Below are 21,640 nucleotides of genomic sequence, written 5' to 3'. Positions count from 1 at the left end.
GAATTTTCAACTATTATATATATGATTACAAAAATAAATCATGGGTAAAAAATTTATATTCTCATTAATTCTTGTTCTGACGTCCTTAGCAGGATTACAAGTAAAGGTTAAAGCAGATTACTGGCTAGTAATTGGCAGCTATAGACAAGGTCCTGGAGGGAAACCACAAGTAAGTGGCATCACAAGTCCATCATTATTCGCAATACCCTTTGGTTCCGAGAGGATGTGTATGGAAGCTGGAAAAAAAATTGAGAATGATATCTACAAACCTGTCTGGCAATTTGATAGCAGATGGACATGCATAAAAAATTCCAGTAATTAAAAGAGACTTGTAATGTTAGTTAAAGTTAAAGGTTGAACGGAAGAATAATCATCTCTGTACATCATGAGCGCATCCATCTCCTTCATAGTCATCGCTATTATAATATCCATTCTTAGTTCCAAAAAAAACTGCAGAGATAACAAAAGGTACCGCTACATAAATTAAAAAATTGGATAAATTCAAATTACTTTAATTAATCAAGATTTACATAATCTAACAAGAAAATCTATGTTTTGAAATTAAGAATCTATATAAATCATAAATCTATCAAAGAGAAAAGTACATATTAGCTAAACCTACTAATTATAGGATCTACAGCAAAATCTATAATTAGATAAGTTAGTGCAAACCAAGAAAGAACGAATAATATAAATAGAGTAGGGCCCTTGAGGAAAGGTTGAAAATAATTATCAGATCCATCACCCTCCAGAAGAGACCTACATTCTTTTACCTGTGAATTCGCAAGTCTATAATAATCTGAACCAGGCAATCTGTTATCAACATATGTTTTCCTAATATTTTTAATAAGAGGTTCAGGTTTTTCAGTAATTAAAAAAGCAACCAATTCACCAGGTCTTAAATCAATTCTTGTTCTTTCAAGGTTGTTAGTAAGACCAATATTGAATAAATCACCGTTTTGAATCAAATAGACATATGAAGCCATTTTATAGGCATGTGTAAAGTTTATATTTAATGATCATAGAGTGTAAATAGAGTAAAAGATAAAAGTTTAACAAAAGATAAATAGATAAGTCAAAATAGTAAAATAAAGAATATATATTAATTATAAGACTTTAATTATATTAGAAATTGTATTTAGATGTCTTTAGTTTTTCAATGCGACGATACTCATTGATTTGTACTGTCGTGTCTGAATTAATAAAAGATAAAGATTGTTGTGGAATAGCGGTTTGAACCATACGTATAAAATCTGATAAATGTTTACCTTTCAACCCTGAACCTTTTAATTTAATCATTTCATTTTCTTGTTGAGATTTCCACAGAATTGTATTATCAAAATTTGAAGATTTAAGATGCCAAAGTTTATGTAGTTTACTCCAAATCTTACGATAATCTAACAGTGATTCTTGAATCAAAATACGATAATCTTTTTCAGGCTGAGTCAATGACAAATTAAATTTATAGTCGTCTAAATCATTCATTTCAAATAAATTTGAAACTGGATCGCAGCCTACGAACCACCCTTCTAAAATTAAAACTTTAGGTTTCAATTCACACCAACCTGATCTATCTCCTTTTCCATCTCTTAAAGACTTATCAAAAGTAGGACTGGATAAGACACCCGTTTTCAAAAAAGTATCTAGTGATTGATGCAATAAACCTAAAGAATGACTACCAGGAAAACCTCTAGGAACATTCCATGGGTTACCTTTCATAGCTATATCCATTTCTTGGCCAGGCAAGTAAAAATCATCCAAAGATATAACTTTTATATCTAAAGATAGTTCCCTCGCTACACTATCTATCCAAAATCCTAAAGTAGATTTACCAGAGCCAGGAAGTCCAGAAAAGCCAATTATTATGGGATTATTAACAGAATTAATATAATTTTCTAAAAGGGAAAAAAATGGAAATGTTAAAGACCATTTCCAATCTAATTTAGTATTTTGTTTCCAATATTTATCAATAATAGTTTGAGTATTAACATCTGACCACTTATGAAAAAAATGCGAAGGCTCAATCGATAAACTCTCGAGGAATGAAAGATAAGTATCAACAGGGAAAAGGAGATTATCCCTTATATATTTAGGGAAAATATCATTAAAATCAGAATTAATACCTTTATCTATCATAAACACTTAAAGCTACTAATAACTTCTTGAACACTATTTGACCAACCCTCCGCATGAGGAGAATTAGCCAATATGAAAGAACCATTATCAATACCATTCTGTAAATACTTATTAGGACCATTTTTACCTGGAATAACAATAGAGATATCAGCATATTCAAGTAAAGGCAAATCATTTTGTGAATCACCAAGTGCTATAATCTTTACATTCTGGTTCTGTAAATAACCCTTTAATTGTTCAACAGCTTGACCTTTATGACTTTCTTTTGAAAGCAAATGACTCATGCGGTTTCCCTTGAAAACATGAACATTGTAAGAATCACAAATAATCTTTACTTTCTCAAAAATATCATCAGGAGGATTTAAGAATGGAACACTCCACTGCCTATCTAAAGCTCTGTTAATACCCTGTTCAGATAAACCAGTAAGTTCATATATTTGATTTTTACTTAAATCATTTAAAGGAATTAAATTGTATTTAACTTCTTTTGATATATTTTTTATTATAAATCTCAATTCCTTATAACTTTTACCTAAGATCAATTCCCACTCAGTAGTATTCTTTAAATAATTACCATAAATAGCTGCTCCATTCTCGACAATAAAAGGATCTGATAATCCATGTTCATTTCTAAAATATCTAACCTCAGAAGCTGTTTTACTTGTACAAGGTATGACAGGTATAGACATTTCTGACAACATATTTAACGTTTTCTTTGCTGGAGAAATATCGTAGTTCTCATCCATTAATGTTCCATCAAGATCTGTAACTATCCAATATTTAGAATTGTTCCTCATAAGACTAAGCAGCAATGGATAACCACATTACTTGATAAGGATTAAGTTTAAATGTATCAGTCTTAATATGAGTACCTGTAATATTATCAAGTAAACTTTTATTTGATAATAATTCAGATAGACCAAGTTCATTTAATAGAGAAATCTCTAAATCTTTATCAGACATATTACAAAAAACATAAACACTTTCATCATGCAAACCTCTTTGAATAATTACACAATTATCAATATTAGTAGAGATACATTTCATACTAGCCTCAGGATGAAAGGCCTTAAGCTTTGATCTAACTTTAACTATGTGAGTAAGATATGATATGTTTTTACTAGCAGGAGAATCAAAGTTCTTAAGTACCTCAAGTAATGAATTAGCTTCGAATTTCTCTCGATTTAAATCTCTTCTTTGCCCTGTTTTTCTAAATGAATCAAGATCATTAGGAGAAGCTAATATAGATGGAAGATAAAAAGCTGGAACTCCTTTTAAAGACAAAGTGAATAACTGACTGAGTAAAAAACGTTCAAATTGTAATAGCGAAATATCAGATCCATTGTTAGACATAGCACTCCACCAACTAATGTTTAATTCATATGGTTGATCTTGCCCATTTGAGAGACGACGATGACTAACTAATCCCCCTCGCTTTTCTGATTCGACCAAGAGATTATGGACTCTCTGATCGTCCATAATTCCTTCTAGTGCTCTCAAGCCAATACCATCGTGGGAAGAAGTAAAATTCAACAGAGATGTATACTCTGGCAAATCATTCCAATTGGATAACCAATTATTCAACAAATCTGTTTTAGAAGTATAAATAGCCTCTAATAATAAAGGAGGTAAAGTAAAGTTATAAGCAAGATTTGCCTCATTCCCTTCAATCAAATAAGAAAGATTCTCCTTCTCCGGTACATTAGTCTCGGTAATTAATACAGCCGAAGGTTTAATAATCTTCAAGCATTTATTTAAAAGTTTAACTATTAAGTGTACTGGGTCTAAATGTAAACAAGTCGTATATGGTTCTTTCCAAATAAATGCAATTGCGTCAAGTCGAATCCATTCAGCTCCATTATTTACATACCTAACCAATAATTTCAAAAACTCTAAAAAGATATGTGGATTCCTCCAATCAACGTCAATCTGATCTGGCCCAAAAGTTGTCCAAACATTCCTAAATCCTTGATCAGTATTTATATTAGTGAAGAGTGATGAATTTCTAGGTCTTATAACTTTCTCCCAAACATGAATCTCAGAAGGAGCAACAATGTACGCCATACCAGGCTCCTGTGATTTTATAAATTGATGAACCCATGGATGAGAAGAAGAGACATGATTTAAAACAAGATCTGCCATTATTTTGTGCTTACTTGATAAATCCTTTAAATCATTCCAATTCCCAAAGGTATCTTCAATCTTTTTATGATTAGAGACAGCGAATCCTCCATCACTTGTGGAAGGGAGAAATGGTAAAACGTGTATGACTGAAGAAAGACCACTTAATCTATTTTTTACGAATTCAGTTAATGTTTTTAAAGTTGATTCATCTTTCCTATAAATTGAATCTGGGTAAGTAATCAAAACAACACTTGAAGAATCCCAAATTGATTCGATCTCTAATTCATTGCTGTCGTGCCTAACACAAAATGGCTCGAGAATCTGCAACAATTGTGACCACACTGAATTGATTTCTTGTTCAGAGTGATCAGGATAAATTTCTCTGAGAGACAACCTCAGTTTATCTAATTCACTATCCAACTCAGACACTCTTTAAAGGAAAACAATCATCTCTACCTCATCGTAGCTCCCACCTTGAATCTGTAAAACTTTTTTCTTGAATGGACTTTCAGCAGGGTTTAATCACAACTATTCATGAGTACGGATTAGCAAAGGATCCAGTATCTCAATTAAATAAAGACCTATTAAAAAGGCCAACATCAATCCTTATTCCATGCCTATTCGATGAGTTCAGTAGGCCGGCATTAAAACTAATAAGAACCACTTTAAAAGAATTAAAGAATTTAAATCAATTAGTCATAGCATTATCTGCAAGTAATCGAGACGAAGTAGAGAAAGCAAGGCATTTCTTTAAAGAAATGCCATATCCAGTTCACGTTCAATGGACTAATAGTCCAGCTGTGATTGAATTGCTAAAAGACCAAGAGAAAAATGGTCTAGATCTATTAGGTGTTCCAGGAAAAGGTTGGGCAGTATGGCAAGGAGTTGGTGTGGCAACAAAAAGCTCAGAAGTTGTAGCGCTTTTTGATGCTGATATCAAAACATTCAACTCTAATTATCCAGCACGAATGTTGGGACCTTTACTGGAAAAATCAAATGGGATTTCTTATGTAAAAGCTTTTTACAGTCGTTTATCTCTTGAGACAAATGCACTTCAAGGCAGAGCTACAAGATTATTTGTAGGTCCACTTCTATCAAGTTTGGAACAATTGATGGGGAATGCCCCATTCCTCAAATATTTACAGTCTTTTAGATATCCACTGGCTGGAGAATTTGCTTTTACTACAGACCTAGCAATGAATTTAAGAATCCCATGTGACTGGGGCTTAGAGATAGGGCTTCTCTCAGAGGTTTATAAAAATGTAAGGATTTCAAGAATCGCCCAAGTAGATCTTGGGATTTTCGATCACAAGCACAAAGAAATAGGTTCCAAGGCTAATGAAGGCCTCCAAAAAATGTCTACAGAAATACTTTCCAGTGTTTTAAGAGGGTTGATGGAACATGAAGCAAGAACACTTACAAGTTCACAATTAGCAAACTTGGAAGTTTTATATCGAAGAGCAGGAGAAGACAGAGTTAAACAATTTAGTTTAGACTCCTCAGTTAATCAATTGCCCTACAGTCGACATAAAGAAGAACTAGCAGTTCATACTTTTGGAAAACTGTTAAGACCCGCAATAAATAAGTTCCTTGAATCACCTGTAAAGCAGCAATTGCCCTGCTGGGCAAGGGTTTTAGACTGTGAAAGTAAATTACAAGATGATTTAGAAAAGGCTGGATGCCTATAAAAGACTGATAACAAATTAATACTCATAAAAAGGCTTTAATTAGTAATGAAACTCCTACAGAAAAAGAAACTAATTCAAAAACAACTTTAATAAATTTGGACCCTTTAATTATTGAAAAATAAGCTCCAAAATATCCACCTAAAAGAGAACCTAAAATCAAGACAGGGATATAGCTCCAAATAATATTTCCCGACAATCCTAAAGAAAGTGCGCCAATACCATTCCAAAAAATTCCAACAAAAATCAAGGTATAAGCAACAGCCAAAGTAAAAGATAAATCAAATATTGTTATCATCCAAATCGTCACAAATAGTCCAGTACCAGAAGAAAGATAACCATTGAGGAAACCAATTATAAAAAGGCCTAATGAGCCAATTATTAACCTTAACTTATTAATTCGAATTATTTGATTTGAATTGCCAAGTTTTTTCTGCTTAATTGAGAAGAAGCTAAGAAACAAAGTCAAAAAACCTAATAAGGTAGTAGAAAAATTATTAGGTAAAATGGATGAAGTATAGGCCCCTAATAAGACACCAGGTATCCCCGAGATTAAAATAAGAAAAGCGTATTTTATTTGTAAGCTATTTTTCCGTAAGTGTGGGACTGAAGCCCCAAAACCTAGAGCAACACTAGCAACTTTATGCGTCGCCAATGCTTTTGAGAAAGGTAAGCCAAAAAACAAGAGAGCTGGAAGTTGTATCAAGCCTGCGCCTCCTCCAGATAACGCAGAAATGAAATTAGATAAAAATGATATAAAACCCAAAAAGATTTGAGCAACAATATCATTATTAAACATATAAATCTAAATGATAAATTTTATACAAAAATCATCTGTTATCTAATGATCTAAATATTCTTAATTATTTCTCTTCTTATTAGATCAATACAATTTGGATGCTCATGAATGTATCTATTAAATTCCATTGCAAGTAATCTCGCCTCATATGCATCACATGCATAAAAGCAATTCTCAAGACGTTGATTATCAAAGTTCCTATAATGAACTGTGTAAGGTCTTAAGCTTGAAAGTGGGATTTTAAATTGAGTTTGATTCATTTTCAATTTATATTCCTATTTCTGTTATGCATCCATTTGAATTTTTTTTCTACAGATGTCTTGTAACCAATATAAATTAAAATTTATTTAGAATTTGATTTTGAATTGAAATACGGTTTATAAAAGATTAAATAAATTAATAGAGATTATTTACATGCTCAAATTATCTGAAATAGATCTAGGATCAGCCCTTTTATCAACTTTTATCTTGTTTGGATTCATAGCCACGGCTTTTGTCGTTGTAAAACTAACAATAATTGGAATTAACTATGTAAAGGTTAATTATTTAAAAGAAGAAGGAGAAGAAAAGGTCAAAAAGAAAAACGAAGACGAAACCAAAGGTTTTCAAAGTCAGTGAATAAAGGAAAAACTGAAAATAGTCGTCCATATGCATGATTTTTTTGCCGATAGGTAGTTAATTCAACGATTCATAAAATATGTTATTTTAATGAGATCTAAAGTTGTTCATAATGGAATTAAATCAACTAATACCAATTGGTGCAAAGATAAAAGTAGATAAGTCAAAAATTGAAAATCTACTCCCCAACAAGTTATTGGATGATTTACCTCAAACGATAAATGGAGAGATCATAGATTATAAAATGACAGATGGTATGGGTATCGGATATGTATTAATGACTGAAAATAATCTAAAAATATGGATTTTCACCACTGAATTAAATGAACAAACAAAAAGAGAGTATAAAATAGATGATATAAATAAAGGCAGTAAACAAAAAAACAATAATCTTATACTAGGAAAATATAAAGTCAATTACGATATAAATGGAAACAGAAATATCAAAAAGATAATAAATCCAGTCAACGTAATTAACTGGTTAATATTTTCCTTAAAAGATGTTTTCTAAGCTATTAAACAACTTGTCTTTTCATTATAATAAATAACATTTTTCCAATATTAATTGTTTCTGAAAGTTCCCAATTTTCAACTCCCTTCTTGTTAAGAAATTTACTTAGTTGAAGTGCAGGATGCTCCGAATTTTCACTTACTAGATATTGCTCGGGGAATTGATCTTTAAGAAAATCTGGACTCATAGAGCCCTTAAGTCTCTCGCTTGCCGCCTCCACGTTACTTGCTTCTTCACTTTTAGCTGACGAATCATCTACGTTGAGATGGACTACATGATACTCCCACTTCATAAATATGGTTAAAATAATTATTATACATAATTCAACTATAAAGAATTTTGATATATTCAGATTTCAAAAAAGTTAAAAGAGAGGAATTCATACTAAAAAAATATTAATATAGATAAAACCTATTAAAAATCATCGTGGAAGGATTTAATCCAGCTATAAATTATGGTCCAAATGATGCTGGAGTATCAGCAGTAACACTAATTTTAGGAATTGTTGCTCTTATTGCTATTTCATGGCTATTTCAAAAAGTATATGAACAAGTTGCTAATTTTTTTGAAACTAATAATAAAAATAGTTCATAGATATAAATATATTAAATACATTTATATCTTTAGAATAAAAATATTTGAATCAAATTATTTTTGAATAAACTAATAATTCTATATAGTTGTGAATTATTGCGAACTAAAATAACAAAACTATATTAGATGTAGTATTTTGATAAAAATCTATTAATCGTTACTTATGTTAGCTTCATTGATGGTTCATGATTGGGCAACGCCATTAAATTTATCGGCTCCTATAGCTGGCATACTTACCATAGGTGGGTTTATGGGCTACTACAGTTTATCTAGGAAGTTTTAAACTTAATACTTTAAGAGTAAAGAAATCATATACATGAATAAATTAAACTGGGTTGAATTTGATGAATGCACATATTCAATATATAAAAAATGCAAAAACAAAAGATTTGAAGGTGTTTATGGATTCCCTAGGGGTGGTCTATGTCTTGCCGTTGCATTAAGTCATTTACTTGGACTGCCTTTATTAGACCAGCCCAGAAAGAATTCTCTAATAGTTGATGATATTTACGATACTGGACATACACTAGAGAAAATAAAAAATATAAAAGGTTCAGAGACTCATGTATGGATTAGCAAAAAACAACCTACATGGTGGAATTCATATAAATATATTAAAGACAATGAATGGATTGTTTTCCCTTGGGAAAGTTTAAATTCAGCCGATAAAGATAGAGATTTATATTACAAATCTAGATCTTAATCCATTGTCACCACATTAAATCATTATTAACTTTACCTTGTCTAAATGAGAAATAAGCTGGCCTGTAACTCATCAATTCTTCTAATTTAATTGCAAATTTATAAGTATCACCTTTTAATCCTATATTAATATAATTATTATTTGTTTTTATTTTTTTCCTAAGATTCAATAGTCCTATATATTTTTTCCATAGAATTTGATTGTTATAATTATATGCCCATAGATCAAAAATATCCTCAATAATGTTAATGGGAATCTCGGAAGAATAACCTGTATTATAACTATCCAATTTATATTGATCAAACCTCGAATCAAAAGAAAGAATATCTAATGTTGTATTAATTGCTTCCTTAACATCAATTGCTCCTTGGAGACCAAATAATTCCTTCCTATAGCACTCAAGCAATTTACCACCAGGAGAATTAAAAATATCCGCCTCCTCTGTAAAGTTAACCACCCAAAAACCAACCCCTTCACTTACACCTGATGCCAAATATAGATTAACAGATTTAGTCATTAATTAAATTCTATAGAAGCTAGGCAATAAATAGACTTTGAAATGCCAATTTAATAAAAATATATCTATTTATAAAATAATAAACTTTATGTACTTAAATTGAAAAAATTAATTTTATTGTAAAAATAAAAATAACTTATCAAATATATGGAAAAAGTAGTCTCAAGTAAATCCCTTGGTTATAGAAAAAGTCTTGGCCCTGGAATTCTTTTAGCAGCAGCATGCATAGGCGGATCTCACCTAATGTCATCTACTACAGCAGGAGCAAAATTTGGATTTTCTCTCATTGGCCTTATTTTATTAACAAATCTAGTTAAATATCCATTTTTACTTGTCGGAACCAGATTTACAGCAGTTACAGGACTATCACTTTTAGAGGGATTTCAAAAGCGTAATAAATTTTATTTACCCATATATTTGATAGTTGGATTAATTACAGGTACATTTACTATTTCAGCAGTAAGCTTTGTTACGGGTCTTCTATTAAAAAATATAGTAATTTTTTCTAGCTTTCCTGCATTAGATTTGGCTATAGGTATATTAATATTATGTTCATTAATATTATTTATTGGGCAATATAAAGCTCTTGATAGGATATCTAAAATTCTTGTATTTTTGCTTACATTATTAACATTTTTTGCTGTTATATCTTTACTAATAAAAGGCCCTGCTGGTGATATGAATATTTCATTTTTTAATAGCAATCCCTCTCCCTGGACTATCTCGAACTTAGGTTTTTTAATCCCACTAATGGGTTGGATGCCTGGTCCAGTAGAGCTTTGCATATGGCCATCACTATGGATGTTTTCCAGAGCAAAAGAAACAAAGCATACAGCCACATTGAAAGAAGCAGAATTTGATTTCAATCTTGGATATTTCATCACAGTTCTTACTGCTATTTTCTTTCTAATTCTTGGTGCATACACAATGTATGGCACTGGAAATGAAATGCTGAGCGGATCAGGTGTTAGTTTTGCTCAGAATTTAATCCGATTGTATACGGAATCCATTGGTGGATGGGCAAAGTGGATAATTGTTCCTGCAGCTTTTGCAGCAATGTTTAGCACAACGCTTACATGTCTAGATGCATATCCCAGGAGTATCTCATCAGCTCACGGTTTAATTGCTCGCAAAGATAAGGGAAACAGCTCTACTTTGACTGAAAAGAAACGTCTAAAGAAATGGATCATATTTCATGTTTTTGCATCACTTTGTGCACTTCTTATTGCCAAATCTGGTGGAATTGGAGTTAAAGACTATGTCTTCGGGGCGATGACCGGTAGTTTCCTAACAGCGCCTTTATTTGCCTGGATGGCTATGGATACTATGAATAGTTCATTAGTAAAAAGTCAATTTCGTTATGGAATTATTCTAAAAACAGTTTGCTGGTTTGGAATTTCATTCCTCTCAGTATTTAGTTTGTTATTCATATTCAATTCATTCTTTGGTATTGGCCAATAAACCCAAAAACCTGATAAACCTTTCCCACCACTGACTTTTCTGTTATGATATTGGGGAACAGATGAGCAACAACCCAGTGAGGTAGTGGGGGACAAAAAGAATGTTATTTTAGTGATTTAGTTAAAGACTTTAAGGAATTATATATTTCACTAATAGTTGCTATTACAGGACACAAGGTAAGGAAGACTGATATTAAACAACTAGATGGAGACAGGAAGGGAGATAAAATCAAACTACCCAAAAGACAGAATCTATTTTCTTTACTTGATACTAAAACTCCAATATTAGTTGGAGCAGTTCATAACTATGAAAGGGATGATATCAGAAGCAAAGGAAAAGAGTTAATTAAATTTGTTAAATATTTAACTTGAGGCAGAAGTATAATGTTTAAGAGCAAATTTCCAGAAGAGTCTGCTAAAAATAAAAAATAAACTACTTAATATTAGGCCAAAAAATAAAATATTAAATTTAAGTTCTCCAAGAATAGCCTCAGCAGGAAAAGTGGTTAAAAAAGCTACAGGTAAAACCAAAGTAAATATGAATCTCAAAACAACAGGATAAGCTGAAATAGGGTATCTACCTGCAGCCAACAAAGCCCTAAGAACTTCTGTAGCATTCCATGTCTTAACAAACCAAATACTTGATGCAGCAATCAAGAACCAAACGGAATAAAGGATTACAAAGCCGATGAATAAGGAAAAAATGAATACAAATAATGAGTAAAGTGAAAAAGTTGAACCTGATTGTATAGCCGCCCAAAAAACAATTGAAAGGCCTAAAATAATTTCAGGCAATCCTGCAAAAGAAAACTTTTTAATTGATAGCCAAAATTGACTATCAATTGGTTTTAATAAAACATAATCGAGTGTCCCCTCTCTAACGTAATTAACGATTTCGGTTAAATTTGGTCGTAAAAGAGCATTGGTTAAACCATCGAGAAATGTATAAACACCCTGAATAACCAATGCTGATTCCCAAGTCCAATCTCCTAATTGCCTTCCTCCAGTAAAAAAAAGGGATAATATAAATACACTTCCCAAAAGGGTTCCCAACATAGCGAGCAACTCAATCAAAAAATTTAATTGATATTCAAGTTGAGAAGCAAATGCTGTAGACCAAAATAATCTAATAGTTTTAAAGTATCGCTTCATATTAGGCACCCATTGCTGTATATCTTTTTACACCAAGTTTCCAAAGAATATTTACAGAAGGTATCAGTAATGAAATCCACAAAATCTGAGCTAAAAAGCCATTAAAAATATCAACTGACATCCCTGATAAAATCATTGCTGGAAAATTAATTAAATAGGGAAATGGTGTTAACATTGCTACTTTTAGAACGGTAGAAGGAAAGGCTGATAAAGGTACTAATAAACCAGAAAGAAAAAGATAAGGAACAAATATTAATCTCTCAAGAGCGCTAGATTTTTCAGTCCAAAAGCAAAGTGCAGCCACTAAACTTTGGAGAAGGAAAGCGATAGTAAAAGCAAAGTGAGTTGATAAGTACGCAAGAAATAGTTGAGGTAATGATGGAAGCCAAAAAGATGATGGATTAAATATAAAAAAAGTAATAGCTATAGCTATTGCGAAAGGAAGTCTTGTTGCCTGCTCTGCCAAGTGGGACGCTACATATCTAAATAGAGGATGCAAAGGCTGTAACAAATATGGTGATAATCGACCAGAAAGAGAATCTTCCTCAAATGAGAAGACAACCCAAACAACTGAAAATTGCCTAACTAGAAAAGCACTTAAAAAATATCTAGCCAAACCTATATCATTTACACCAAATGAATTACCAACATCATTTTGACTCCAAAGAGAAAACATAATAAATGGTAGAACTCCAGAAAGAGCCCACAAAGCTATTTCGATGCGATATTCCAACATGTATGCATATTGTGTTGTAAGTAAGGTCTTAATAACCTTGAAAGACAATCCAAATATTTTCAATTAACTTCACCTCTAATAAATAATTCTCCTATTAATTGATCAATAGGAGGATCACTAATCTCTAAATCGATAATATCGAAATCAGTTAATAGATTACTTACTACATCTGTCAATTTATCCCTTGAAACTAATAAACAGACAAAGCGATCATTTAAATCTTGAATCTCACCATATTTTTCAAAACGTTCACTTGCACATGGATTTTTCAATTCAACTTTTACTTCTCTAGAGGGTGATAAGGAATTAGCCAGTGAATCAAGGTCACCATCATAAAAAAGCTTTCCTTTATGAATACAAATAACTCTTGGACATAATGCTGTGATGTCAGCCATGTAATGACTAGTTAGCAAAATTGTCGCACCAGTTCTTTTGTTGTATTCAGATAAAAAGCTACGAACTCTAGCTTGAGCATTTACATCTAGACCAAGAGTAGGTTCATCTAGAAAAAGGACAGATGGTTTATGCAATAAGGCAGCAAGGATTTCAGATTTCATTCTTTGTCCTAACGACAACTTTCTTACAGGTCTTGTAAGTTCTTCTCCTAGTTCAAGCATTTCTGCTAATTCATTAATTCTTACTTTTGCTTCTTGGTCAGACAAACCATATATAGCTGCGTTTACATACAAAGAGTCCATGGGAGGAAGGTCCCAAATCAACTGCTGCTTTTGCCCCATAACCAAAGTTATCTCCTTTAGAAAAGCACTTTGCCTTCTTTGAGGAGAGAAGCCACCAACATCAACTAACCCTGTCGATGGATGAATAAGACCACACATCATTTTTAATAATGTGGTCTTACCAGCTCCATTAGCCCCAAGAAATCCGACTACCTCTCCCGTTGAAATTTTAAAACTGATATCAGTAACGGCAGGGACGTCATAAGTCTTTCGATCGAAAAAATGCTTAAGAGTACCCTTAAAGCCAGGCTGTTTGTTTGCAACTCGATAATATTTACTCAGCTGATCTACAACGATCAAGTCACTAGGATTATTGTGCAATTAATTTTAAAATGCTTCAACATTAAGATAAAACATTTTTGCCTAAATAGTCGATAAAATAAAAGTAGTGAAAAAACTATAGGTTGTTAAAACTAAATGGAAGAACAAAAATATGTAATAGCGATAGCTCTTGCAGAGCAAAATAATAAAAGATTAATGCCTCTTGGAGGAAAAACTTTTTCTAGAGTTGATACTTTAAGTCAATCGTCTAAAAAAGAAGTCGAAAAGATAATACTTGATTTATTACTAAGGATATTTCAAAGAACTAATGAAGGTAGTCTTAAAATATCAAACGATGAAACTGGATTATTACTAGCAGAAATTAGTTTTGAAAGTATGCATAATAATATTCCAGCAATTAAATCAAATTGGATTAATAGTGGAGATACAGATATTTTAATCGAAAAATTAAAATCAATATGTTCAAATCTTTGGAGTATTCAATTTAAAAAACATGAAGGAATATTATTCAACAACCTAAAAAATAAAAATTAGCCAGAAATTTTCATTTGAGTTTTTTCGGCTTTACGTATAATCTTCTGAGCTTCATCGCGAGAAAGACAAGACTCAGCTTTGCTTTGTAACTTTATTAATTTTGCATGCTGCTTTTCTAGCTTCATAGCTTAATCTAACAAATTTATTTAATTATTCTTAACTTATCATATAGATATCAATTTGTAAACAAATGAGTTACATAAAACTAATATTAGCAGTAATTCTAGCTTTCTTTTTTTGCTCCTGAGATGTATCTATGCAGTACAGAAATATCCAATTCACCTAAACCATCATGGATCAATCTTTGCTCAATTTCTTTAACTCTAGAAGCAATTGGCAAATCAATATTGATAGAGTTGGCCAGATCAATAGCTATAGATAAATCCTTATGATGCAACTCTAATTTAAATCCCAATGGATGTTCATCAATCAACATTGCTTTTGATCTATTTTCTAATGGCCATGAATTCGCTGCTCCAACTTTTAAAGCAGCAACCACATCATCCATGGGCAAATCAAGCAATTTTCCTAATTCCATTGCCTCAGCTACTGCTGCATACGTTCCTGCGACTAATATCTGATTAAGAGCTTTGACTTTTTGACCTTTACCTACGCCATTAAAATAATTAATTGATTTACCGAGGACTTCAAATATATGTTCAAAAGATAAACACTCTTTTTTGCTTGCACCAATAAACAAAGACAGTGAACCTTTATGAGCTCCCTCTGTCCCCCCTGAAACTGGACAGTCAACATAAAAGATATTTTTTTTAGCTAATCTTTTATGTATAGAAATAGATTTGTTAGGGCTTATTGTAGAGAAATCAATCACAAAAGAGTTGGACATTAGTGAGTCTGAAACTCCATTATCACCAAATAGAACAGATTCAACCGCATTATCATCAGTAACGCAAATCAAGAGGCCATCGCAGTCAGTAACAGCATCAATAGGGTCAGCAAAATATTTTTTATTGTCGACCTTTTTTTGTTTATTTCTATGATATAAATTCAATTCATAGCCACTATCAATGAGACGCTCAGACATGGGCTTACCAATTGCGCCAAGACCAATAAAAGCTAGTTTCATTAAAATCGGATTTTCATTCAAAACGAACTAAGAGTAATAAGTACAAGAAAGGTTTGAACTATTACTATAAAAAATTAATATGCTGCCAAAAGAAGAAAATATGATGCGATAATTAATTCATTGAATACTTAAGAAATTGACTAATTTTACAGATTCCAAGAATGCAACCCATCATTGGTATCCATTCTTGAAGTATCAAGAGGAATGCGAAGCCGCTGGAAAGGAAGCTAGTGTTAACGATTGGATGAGAGCTTCAGGCCAACTACAAAACAGAATTGATTTTGAAGAAGCTAAGAAAGCAGCAGAAGCTGAGGCTCTTAAAGCAAAGGCTGAGGCACCCAAAAAAGAGGCTTAAATAATTAATTATCAATTAAAAAAAGCTTATCTATATAGACCCTTTAAATAATTAGGAACATTACTTACAGATAATCTAGAAAATCTTGTGAAGATCTATCAAACTATTTCCGTCATTGTAATTCCTTTTATTAAAGTTATCGGATTAAGGTCCTAGGAAATATCACGCCTAAGATCAAGACCATTTTTGATTCTTAAATAATGTCGGAGACCAAAACCCTAAATGTTCTTCTAGCCCCAAAAGGTCAATTACAGGGTAATGGACAATTAAGAGAATCCTTTCATGAGAGAAGGAGTCGTAAAGGTGCGGACTATCCTATGTGGTTCTTAAATTCTTCATTAGTTAACAAATTCAAAATCACTGAAGAAGAAGGTTATGAGGCAGTTATAGCGGAAGATTCAACAACTATTGCTTGGTTAAAACTTAGATTTGGTGGAGAAAGGTTAACTAAAACATTAGATGTTGAAGAGCTTTGGCAACATGCAAGTCAGCCACCTGAACCTCCAGAAAGAAGAGATATAACACCGCCAAAATAGATATTCAATGAAACCAATTCACCAGATAACTATTCATCATAAACAGGAGGGAAAAACATATACCTTTGATGTCCCTGAAGGTGAGTATATATTGAGAAATTTTGAATCAAAAGATGAAAACGGACAAATTATTGGAGACACATTGCCATTCTCTTGCAGAAATGGATGTTGTTCTGAGTGCGCAGTTAAGATAATTTCAGGACAAATGGATCAACAAGCTTGTATTGGTCTATCTAAAGAGATGAGGGATAAAGGATACGGGTTGTTATGCGTTTCAAAAGCTATTGGACCATTGGAATGCGAGACTCAAGATGAGGACGAAGTTTATAACGCTCAATTTGGAAAATATTTCAAAGGATTGGACACACAAGCTGGAAATCCATTTGATATTTAATTTATCTAAGTAGTCTTATTTAGTCTTATTTATCTATCCAGAAATTCAAAATGTCCTGACCTGTAAAATTCACATTTTTATCATATCTAAGTGCATTTGTCTTCTCCATTGGGAGTGCAAATTGCTTAAATATCAAAGTAGCGAATTTAACAAATTTAACTGGTTTTGTTAAACCTTTAGCACCTACAAAAGCTCTGAAAGATTCGATAATTTTGTTTCTCAAATCCCAAAACTGATTGTCCTCAAGATTAAAAACCCAAGGGAAAGCATTTTTAGATGTGTGGTTTGTTCTTTTTATCACTTCCTCATCAAATTCCTTTGGATCAATACCAAGCAATTCATAAAACTCACCCCTTTCGCAAACTGTCAAGGTGTGAGTGAGGAAAACACTCCACAAGAAGAAACGGCTTAATAGCTTACCTCTAAATCCTTTAGTAATGCCTGGCCAACATCTCATCATTACTGTAAAACAATCACCATGCCTGTTCTCGTCTTGACACCATGGTTCAAAGAAATCAAAAAGAGGAGCAAAAGCCTGATCTGGATTAGCCTTAAGGTGCCTATCCATCAATATGTATCTCCAATAACCAATTTTTTCTGAAAGATACACAGAATAAATAACCCAACTAATTGGGAACCAAGTAGCTGCTCTTTTTCCGCCTAGATGAGGGAGATCCACTTCAATTCCCTCTGCAACTAACGCTCTACTAAGAAAACCTGCATGTCTAGCTTCATCTCTAGCTAAAAACTGAAATAGTTTGCCAAGATCCCTATTTCCCTCTTTCTTTAAACGATTTGAGATCTCCTTGAAAAGTAGGAATCCAGAAAACTCTGAGATAACTGATCTAACTAAATAACTCTCATAAGTCTCTTTAGCCTTCTGAGGTAATTCTTGTAATCTATCTAGACTTGCCTTCCTATCAAAATGCGTACAGTTATAATCCGCTTTCATTTCTGAGAGCATTGCTTCAAACTCTTCCCGTGCATCAGTTAATTCTGTCTTAGCTGCTTTTTTAAATTCAGTTACGTAAAAGCGAGGGGTTAAAAGGTTTTCATCTAAATGTGGCGGTAACTCATTTGTTCCACGTGTATCAACTCTAAGTTTTGGAGAAGAAGCTGTTGCGGTCATCCCTAATTATCAAGCAAGAAATCAATTGTATGTCTTTATTTGAAAAAAAGGTGAATTTTTAATCAGGTAGTAATAGAGCTTTGCTTAAAACTATTAAAAAAGAGATAAAAAATGATTTTTCAAATTTAAATTTAAGAATTTAGAGAAATCAATATTACAAAATTAATATTAATTTTAATTGAAATTTAAAATACATTGAATTAGATAATCAGCAAAAAGATGTTTAGGAATGAATATCTTGTAAAGCTGAAACAGATAGAATTTGATTCTGCAATGCCTCTATACCTTTTACAGCAGCACTAGCACCCTTTAAGGTTGTCAAAGTTGGTACAGAATAGTCAAGAGCTGCTTTTCTAAGATATTTATCATCATAAATTGCTTGACGTCCAATTGGAGTATTTATTACCAACTGAACCTTTCCAGATCGAATCATATCCTCAATATTTGGTCTTCCTTCGTGAACCTTGAGAACCTTTTCTACATTTAAATCAAATTTCTCTAGATACTTGGAAGTGCCTGATGTTGCCAGAACTGAAAAGCCTAATTCAATTAATTTCTTTGCTACTGGAATTAATGCAGGTTTATCTCGATCATGCGTAGATAAGAAAACAAAACCGGAAGTGGGCAATCCCTCTCCGGCTGCAAGTTCGGATTTTGCATAGGCCATTCCAAAAGTTTTTGCAGATCCCATCACCTCACCAGTTGAACGCATTTCTGGTCCTAAAACACTATCTGAGCCAGGGAAACGTCTAAAAGGCATAACGGCCTCTTTTATAGCTTGAAGTGGTGGAATTGGTTCATTGTTTAATCCAATATCTTTTAATGTTTTACGTAAAAGTAACTGTGTTGCAATTTTCGCTAGAGGGACTCCAGTGGCTTTAGAAACGAAAGGAACTGTTCTTGAAGCCCTTGGATTTGCCTCAATAATATAGACAATCTCATTGCCCTCATCATCTCTCTTGACAGCAAATTGAAGATTGATTAGACCAACCACATTTAGTTTAGTAGCTAAAGATTTTGTCCAATGCTTAATTGTTTTAATTGATTCTGCAGATAGCGTTATAGAAGGAAGGCAACAGGCGGAATCTCCAGAATGAATACCAGCTGGCTCTATATGCTCCATCAATCCACCAATTACAACATTTTTGCTTACATCACATAAAGCATCAACATCAACCTCAATTGCATTCTCTAAATATTGATCTATAAGGATTGGATGATCTGGCTCAACTTTTACAGCTTCCTTAATATATCTTTCCAATTCATCTTGCTCGTAAACAATTTCCATAGCTCTACCACCGAGTACATATGAAGGCCTAACAACCAATGGATAGCCAACTTTATTAGCGACAGCCAATGACTCATCAAAAGTTCTAGCAAGACCATTTTTAGGTTGCCTTATATCCAATTCCCTCAAAACTTTGTCAAATTGCTCTCTGTCTTCAGCCAAATCAATTGAGATAGGTGATGTACCTAAAACTTTTGTTTGTAACTTTGAGTTTTCCAATTTCTCTAACCAATTGACTATTGGTAAAGAGAGTTTTAAAGGAGTTTGCCCTCCAAATTGAACTACTATTCCATAAGGTTCCTCAAATTCAATAACATTTAGAACATCTTCTAGAGTTAGAGGTTCAAAGTAAAGTATATCGCTAGTGTCATAATCAGTAGAAACCGTTTCGGGGTTACTATTTATCATTATTGTTGTAAAATCTTCCTCTTGAGCTTGATAAGAAGCATGACAACAACAATAATCAAATTCGATACCTTGTCCAATACGATTTGGACCTCCACCCAAAATTAAAATTTTATTTTTATTATCATTTTTAATTTCATTAAGATTAATATTCTTGATTAAATTTCCATCATTATCAATCTTGTAAGCTTGTCTTTCATATGTAGAATAATGATATGGAGTATTGGAGGAGAATTCAGAAGCACATGTATCAACCGTTTTAAAAACAGGTAATATTTTTAGGGATGTTCTTCTAGATCTAATTGTTAATTCATCAGTATTTAGTGCAAAGGCAATTTGATGATCAGAGAATCCAAGTTGTTTTAGTTTGAAGAAAAAATCCGGCTCTAATTGAGTAATGTTTTGACACTTACGTAATTTGTTCTCTGCATTTACTATATTCCTAAGTTTTGATAAGAACCAAGGATCTATTTTAGAAAAAGAGAAAATTTCATTATCACTACGTCCATTCTTCATTGCTAATCGAACATGCATTATTCTCTCTGGAGAAGGCGTCCTTAATAGTCTTTCTAATTCAATAGATGATACATTCTGATCAACTCGATCACAGCCCCAACCACTGAGTCCTGTCTCTAAAGATCGTATTGCCTTTTGAAAAGATTCTTCAAAACATCTTCCTATTGCCATAGCCTCCCCAACTGACTTCATTGAAGTAGTTAGAATTGAAGAACTCCCAGAGAATTTTTCAAATGCAAAACGGGGTATTTTAGTAACAACGTAATCAATTGAAGGTTCAAAACACGCGGGAGTCTTACCAGTAATATCGTTAATAATCTCATCTAGTCTATAACCAACAGCCAAAAGAGCGGCAATTTTGGCAATGGGAAAACCTGTAGCTTTACTTGCTAAAGCTGATGATCTACTAACACGAGGATTCATCTCAATTACTATAATTTCACCATTATTGGGATTAATTGCAAATTGTATATTGCTTCCACCAGTTGCTACTCCAATTTCTCTAATTATTGAAATTGAATAGTCTCTTAAACGTTGATATTCTCTGTCGGTTAGAGTTTGCGCAGGAGCTACTGTAATAGAATCTCCAGTGTGAACTCCCATAGGGTCAACATTTTCAATACTGCATATAATTACAACATTATCTGATAAATCCCTCATAACTTCTAACTCAAATTCTTTCCAACCTAAAAGAGATTTTTCAATAAGTATTTGAGAAACAGGGCTAGCGTCTAAGCCTGTTTTACATAATTCTAAAAATTCATCCTGGTTATAAGCTATACCGCCTCCACTTCCTCCTAATGTGAAAGCAGGACGTATAATTTTTGGGAATGAAGAAATTTCATTTCCAACTATTTCAGCTTCTTGAAGATTGGAAGCTATACCAGATGGACATACATCAACGCCAATATTTTTCATCGCTATTTTAAATAAATTTCTATCCTCTGCTTTTTTAATTGCATTGAGATCGGCACCAATTAATTCAATATTATATTTTTCTAAAATTCCAGATTCTGCCAATTCCACTGAAATATTCAAAGCAGTTTGCCCACCCATTGTTGGCAAAAGAGCATCAGGTCTTTCTATTTCTATAATTTGTTCAACAACTGGAGCCGTTAATGGTTCAACATAAGTCCTGTTTGCCGTTTCAGGATCCGTCATTATTGAAGCTGGATTAGAGTTAACTAAAATGACTTCAAAACCCTCTTTTCTAAGCGCTTTACATGCCTGGGTACCGGAATAATCGAATTCGCAGGCCTGTCCAATGACAATTGGTCCAGACCCTAGTATCAAAATTCGACGTATATCTTTACGCCGTGGCATTTGAATTTCTTGTAAACTT

At 32.7% G+C, this 21,640-nt stretch carries 25 protein-coding genes; 11 read left to right on the top strand and 14 right to left on the bottom strand.

Annotated features, from left to right (window positions below):
- Nucleotides 1–40: 40 nt before the first annotated feature.
- Complete coding sequence (locus O5637_RS01355; protein ID WP_269605445.1) at nucleotides 41–322, top strand: hypothetical protein; 282 nt, start codon at nucleotides 41–43, stop codon at nucleotides 320–322.
- Between the two features lie 286 nt (nucleotides 323–608).
- On the opposite strand, the gene O5637_RS01350 is transcribed toward O5637_RS01355, so the two are convergent.
- The 4 genes from O5637_RS01350 to O5637_RS01335 all read right to left on the bottom strand — a co-directional run bounded on the left by O5637_RS01350 (nucleotide 609) and on the right by O5637_RS01335 (nucleotide 4,689).
- A complete protein-coding gene (locus O5637_RS01350; RefSeq protein WP_269605443.1) occupies nucleotides 609–986 on the bottom strand; it encodes a GIY-YIG nuclease family protein in 378 nt (125 codons plus the stop codon).
- Nucleotides 987–1,125: 139 nt separating this feature from the next.
- Nucleotides 1,126–2,136: a uridine kinase gene (locus O5637_RS01345; protein ID WP_269605442.1), complete on the bottom strand. Its 1,011-nt coding sequence runs from the start codon at nucleotides 2,134–2,136 to the stop codon at nucleotides 1,126–1,128.
- On the bottom strand, nucleotides 2,133–2,933 hold the full coding sequence (yedP, locus tag O5637_RS01340; protein ID WP_269605441.1) for a mannosyl-3-phosphoglycerate phosphatase-related protein YedP: 801 nt from the start codon (nucleotides 2,931–2,933) through the stop codon (nucleotides 2,133–2,135). The genes O5637_RS01345 and yedP overlap by 4 nt, the downstream gene beginning before the upstream one ends.
- A gap of 4 nt (nucleotides 2,934–2,937) precedes the next feature.
- Complete coding sequence (locus O5637_RS01335; protein WP_269605440.1) at nucleotides 2,938–4,689, bottom strand: sugar phosphorylase; 1,752 nt, start codon at nucleotides 4,687–4,689, stop codon at nucleotides 2,938–2,940.
- Nucleotides 4,690–4,760: 71 nt separating this feature from the next.
- Here O5637_RS01335 and O5637_RS01330 point away from each other — a divergent pair, with 71 nt between their 5' ends.
- Nucleotides 4,761–5,948, top strand: coding sequence for a glycosyl transferase (locus O5637_RS01330; RefSeq protein WP_269605439.1), 1,188 nt, complete (start codon nucleotides 4,761–4,763; stop codon nucleotides 5,946–5,948).
- A gap of 22 nt (nucleotides 5,949–5,970) precedes the next feature.
- On the opposite strand, the gene O5637_RS01325 is transcribed toward O5637_RS01330, so the two are convergent.
- Both O5637_RS01325 and O5637_RS01320 read right to left on the bottom strand, forming a co-directional pair.
- Nucleotides 5,971–6,744: a sulfite exporter TauE/SafE family protein gene (locus O5637_RS01325; protein ID WP_269605438.1), complete on the bottom strand. Its 774-nt coding sequence runs from the start codon at nucleotides 6,742–6,744 to the stop codon at nucleotides 5,971–5,973.
- A gap of 50 nt (nucleotides 6,745–6,794) precedes the next feature.
- A complete protein-coding gene (locus O5637_RS01320; RefSeq protein WP_269605437.1) occupies nucleotides 6,795–7,004 on the bottom strand; it encodes a hypothetical protein in 210 nt (69 codons plus the stop codon).
- Nucleotides 7,005–7,158: 154 nt separating this feature from the next.
- Between O5637_RS01320 and O5637_RS01315 the strand changes: the two genes are divergently transcribed.
- Both O5637_RS01315 and O5637_RS01310 read left to right on the top strand, forming a co-directional pair.
- The gene (locus tag O5637_RS01315; protein WP_269605436.1) at nucleotides 7,159–7,362 is read left to right on the top strand and encodes a hypothetical protein; all 204 of its coding nucleotides are present in this window, start codon (nucleotides 7,159–7,161) and stop codon (nucleotides 7,360–7,362) included.
- A 112-nt stretch (nucleotides 7,363–7,474) separates the two neighbouring features.
- Complete coding sequence (locus O5637_RS01310; RefSeq protein WP_269605435.1) at nucleotides 7,475–7,873, top strand: DUF2862 domain-containing protein; 399 nt, start codon at nucleotides 7,475–7,477, stop codon at nucleotides 7,871–7,873.
- A gap of 4 nt (nucleotides 7,874–7,877) precedes the next feature.
- Here the strand turns inward: O5637_RS01310 and O5637_RS01305 are convergent, their stop codons facing one another.
- Nucleotides 7,878–8,165: a hypothetical protein gene (locus O5637_RS01305; protein WP_269605433.1), complete on the bottom strand. Its 288-nt coding sequence runs from the start codon at nucleotides 8,163–8,165 to the stop codon at nucleotides 7,878–7,880.
- Nucleotides 8,166–8,299: 134 nt separating this feature from the next.
- On the opposite strand from O5637_RS01305, the gene O5637_RS01300 reads away from it, so the two are divergent.
- Complete coding sequence (locus O5637_RS01300) at nucleotides 8,300–8,467, top strand: hypothetical protein (protein ID WP_269605432.1); 168 nt, start codon at nucleotides 8,300–8,302, stop codon at nucleotides 8,465–8,467.
- Between the two features lie 316 nt (nucleotides 8,468–8,783).
- Nucleotides 8,784–9,170 carry a phosphoribosyltransferase gene (locus tag O5637_RS01295; protein ID WP_269605430.1) on the top strand — a complete coding sequence of 129 codons (387 nt, stop codon included), beginning with the start codon at nucleotides 8,784–8,786 and terminating at the stop codon, nucleotides 9,168–9,170.
- Between the two features lie 7 nt (nucleotides 9,171–9,177).
- Here O5637_RS01295 and O5637_RS01290 read toward each other — a convergent pair whose 3' ends face one another.
- The gene (locus O5637_RS01290) at nucleotides 9,178–9,687 is read right to left on the bottom strand and encodes a josephin (RefSeq protein ID WP_269605428.1); all 510 of its coding nucleotides are present in this window, start codon (nucleotides 9,685–9,687) and stop codon (nucleotides 9,178–9,180) included.
- Between the two features lie 147 nt (nucleotides 9,688–9,834).
- Here O5637_RS01290 and O5637_RS01285 point away from each other — a divergent pair, with 147 nt between their 5' ends.
- Nucleotides 9,835–11,148 (top strand): NRAMP family divalent metal transporter, encoded by a 1,314-nt coding sequence (locus O5637_RS01285; RefSeq protein WP_269605426.1) that lies wholly within the window; start codon nucleotides 9,835–9,837, stop codon nucleotides 11,146–11,148.
- Nucleotides 11,149–11,510: 362 nt separating this feature from the next.
- On the opposite strand, the gene O5637_RS01280 is transcribed toward O5637_RS01285, so the two are convergent.
- The 3 genes from O5637_RS01280 to O5637_RS01270 are packed head-to-tail and all read right to left on the bottom strand — an operon-like array spanning nucleotide 11,511 to nucleotide 14,093.
- Nucleotides 11,511–12,299 carry an ABC transporter permease gene (locus tag O5637_RS01280; RefSeq protein WP_269605424.1) on the bottom strand — a complete coding sequence of 263 codons (789 nt, stop codon included), beginning with the start codon at nucleotides 12,297–12,299 and terminating at the stop codon, nucleotides 11,511–11,513.
- A 1-nt stretch (nucleotide 12,300) separates the two neighbouring features.
- Nucleotides 12,301–13,098, bottom strand: a complete 798-nt coding sequence (locus O5637_RS01275; RefSeq protein WP_269605422.1) for an ABC transporter permease — start codon at nucleotides 13,096–13,098, stop codon at nucleotides 12,301–12,303.
- Complete coding sequence (locus O5637_RS01270; protein ID WP_269605420.1) at nucleotides 13,095–14,093, bottom strand: ABC transporter ATP-binding protein; 999 nt, start codon at nucleotides 14,091–14,093, stop codon at nucleotides 13,095–13,097. Before O5637_RS01270 ends, O5637_RS01275 begins: the two co-directional genes overlap by 4 nt.
- 96 nt (nucleotides 14,094–14,189) lie before the next feature.
- On the opposite strand from O5637_RS01270, the gene O5637_RS01265 reads away from it, so the two are divergent.
- Nucleotides 14,190–14,588 (top strand): hypothetical protein, encoded by a 399-nt coding sequence (locus tag O5637_RS01265; protein ID WP_269605418.1) that lies wholly within the window; start codon nucleotides 14,190–14,192, stop codon nucleotides 14,586–14,588.
- A gap of 223 nt (nucleotides 14,589–14,811) precedes the next feature.
- Here the strand turns inward: O5637_RS01265 and O5637_RS01260 are convergent, their stop codons facing one another.
- On the bottom strand, nucleotides 14,812–15,675 hold the full coding sequence (locus O5637_RS01260) for an NAD(P)-dependent oxidoreductase (protein WP_269605416.1): 864 nt from the start codon (nucleotides 15,673–15,675) through the stop codon (nucleotides 14,812–14,814).
- Nucleotides 15,676–15,811: 136 nt separating this feature from the next.
- Between O5637_RS01260 and O5637_RS01255 the strand changes: the two genes are divergently transcribed.
- The 3 genes from O5637_RS01255 to O5637_RS01245 all read left to right on the top strand — a co-directional run bounded on the left by O5637_RS01255 (nucleotide 15,812) and on the right by O5637_RS01245 (nucleotide 16,960).
- Entirely contained in the window at nucleotides 15,812–16,030 is a 219-nt protein-coding gene (locus tag O5637_RS01255) for a hypothetical protein (protein WP_036907367.1), read from the top strand.
- Between the two features lie 200 nt (nucleotides 16,031–16,230).
- Nucleotides 16,231–16,566 (top strand): hypothetical protein, encoded by a 336-nt coding sequence (locus tag O5637_RS01250; RefSeq protein WP_269605414.1) that lies wholly within the window; start codon nucleotides 16,231–16,233, stop codon nucleotides 16,564–16,566.
- A gap of 7 nt (nucleotides 16,567–16,573) precedes the next feature.
- Entirely contained in the window at nucleotides 16,574–16,960 is a 387-nt protein-coding gene (locus O5637_RS01245; RefSeq protein ID WP_011293762.1) for a 2Fe-2S iron-sulfur cluster-binding protein, read from the top strand.
- A gap of 25 nt (nucleotides 16,961–16,985) precedes the next feature.
- Here O5637_RS01245 and acsF read toward each other — a convergent pair whose 3' ends face one another.
- A complete protein-coding gene (gene acsF / locus O5637_RS01240) occupies nucleotides 16,986–18,089 on the bottom strand; it encodes a magnesium-protoporphyrin IX monomethyl ester (oxidative) cyclase (protein WP_269605411.1) in 1,104 nt (367 codons plus the stop codon).
- A gap of 223 nt (nucleotides 18,090–18,312) precedes the next feature.
- The gene (gene carB / locus O5637_RS01235) at nucleotides 18,313–21,621 is read right to left on the bottom strand and encodes a carbamoyl-phosphate synthase large subunit (protein ID WP_269605409.1); all 3,309 of its coding nucleotides are present in this window, start codon (nucleotides 21,619–21,621) and stop codon (nucleotides 18,313–18,315) included.
- Nucleotides 21,622–21,640 lie beyond the last annotated feature (19 nt).

The sequence above is a fragment of the Prochlorococcus marinus str. MIT 0917 genome (assembly GCF_027359575.1).
Lineage (GTDB): Bacteria > Cyanobacteriota > Cyanobacteriia > PCC-6307 > Cyanobiaceae > Prochlorococcus_B > Prochlorococcus_B marinus_D.
This window is presented reverse-complemented; position numbering and strand designations above follow the sequence as displayed.

Coding starts and splice junctions, on each gene's coding strand:
- O5637_RS01345 (WP_269605442.1), bottom strand. CDS start 2,136: ATGATAGATAAAGGTATTAATTCTGATTTTAATGATATTTTCCCTAAA.
- O5637_RS01330 (WP_269605439.1), top strand. CDS start 4,761: ATGGACTTTCAGCAGGGTTTAATCACAACTATTCATGAGTACGGATTA.
- O5637_RS01260 (WP_269605416.1), bottom strand. CDS start 15,675: ATGAAACTAGCTTTTATTGGTCTTGGCGCAATTGGTAAGCCCATGTCT.
- O5637_RS01280 (WP_269605424.1), bottom strand. CDS start 12,299: ATGAAGCGATACTTTAAAACTATTAGATTATTTTGGTCTACAGCATTT.
- O5637_RS01320 (WP_269605437.1), bottom strand. CDS start 7,004: ATGAATCAAACTCAATTTAAAATCCCACTTTCAAGCTTAAGACCTTAC.
- O5637_RS01265 (WP_269605418.1), top strand. CDS start 14,190: ATGGAAGAACAAAAATATGTAATAGCGATAGCTCTTGCAGAGCAAAAT.
- yedP (WP_269605441.1), bottom strand. CDS start 2,933: ATGAGGAACAATTCTAAATATTGGATAGTTACAGATCTTGATGGAACA.
- O5637_RS01250 (WP_269605414.1), top strand. CDS start 16,231: ATGTCGGAGACCAAAACCCTAAATGTTCTTCTAGCCCCAAAAGGTCAA.
- O5637_RS01315 (WP_269605436.1), top strand. CDS start 7,159: ATGCTCAAATTATCTGAAATAGATCTAGGATCAGCCCTTTTATCAACT.
- O5637_RS01290 (WP_269605428.1), bottom strand. CDS start 9,687: ATGACTAAATCTGTTAATCTATATTTGGCATCAGGTGTAAGTGAAGGG.
- acsF (WP_269605411.1), bottom strand. CDS start 18,089: ATGACCGCAACAGCTTCTTCTCCAAAACTTAGAGTTGATACACGTGGA.
- O5637_RS01305 (WP_269605433.1), bottom strand. CDS start 8,165: ATGAAGTGGGAGTATCATGTAGTCCATCTCAACGTAGATGATTCGTCA.
- O5637_RS01285 (WP_269605426.1), top strand. CDS start 9,835: ATGGAAAAAGTAGTCTCAAGTAAATCCCTTGGTTATAGAAAAAGTCTT.
- O5637_RS01310 (WP_269605435.1), top strand. CDS start 7,475: ATGGAATTAAATCAACTAATACCAATTGGTGCAAAGATAAAAGTAGAT.
- O5637_RS01350 (WP_269605443.1), bottom strand. CDS start 986: ATGGCTTCATATGTCTATTTGATTCAAAACGGTGATTTATTCAATATT.
- O5637_RS01355 (WP_269605445.1), top strand. CDS start 41: ATGGGTAAAAAATTTATATTCTCATTAATTCTTGTTCTGACGTCCTTA.
- O5637_RS01245 (WP_011293762.1), top strand. CDS start 16,574: ATGAAACCAATTCACCAGATAACTATTCATCATAAACAGGAGGGAAAA.
- O5637_RS01295 (WP_269605430.1), top strand. CDS start 8,784: ATGAATAAATTAAACTGGGTTGAATTTGATGAATGCACATATTCAATA.
- O5637_RS01325 (WP_269605438.1), bottom strand. CDS start 6,744: ATGTTTAATAATGATATTGTTGCTCAAATCTTTTTGGGTTTTATATCA.
- carB (WP_269605409.1), bottom strand. CDS start 21,621: ATGCCACGGCGTAAAGATATACGTCGAATTTTGATACTAGGGTCTGGA.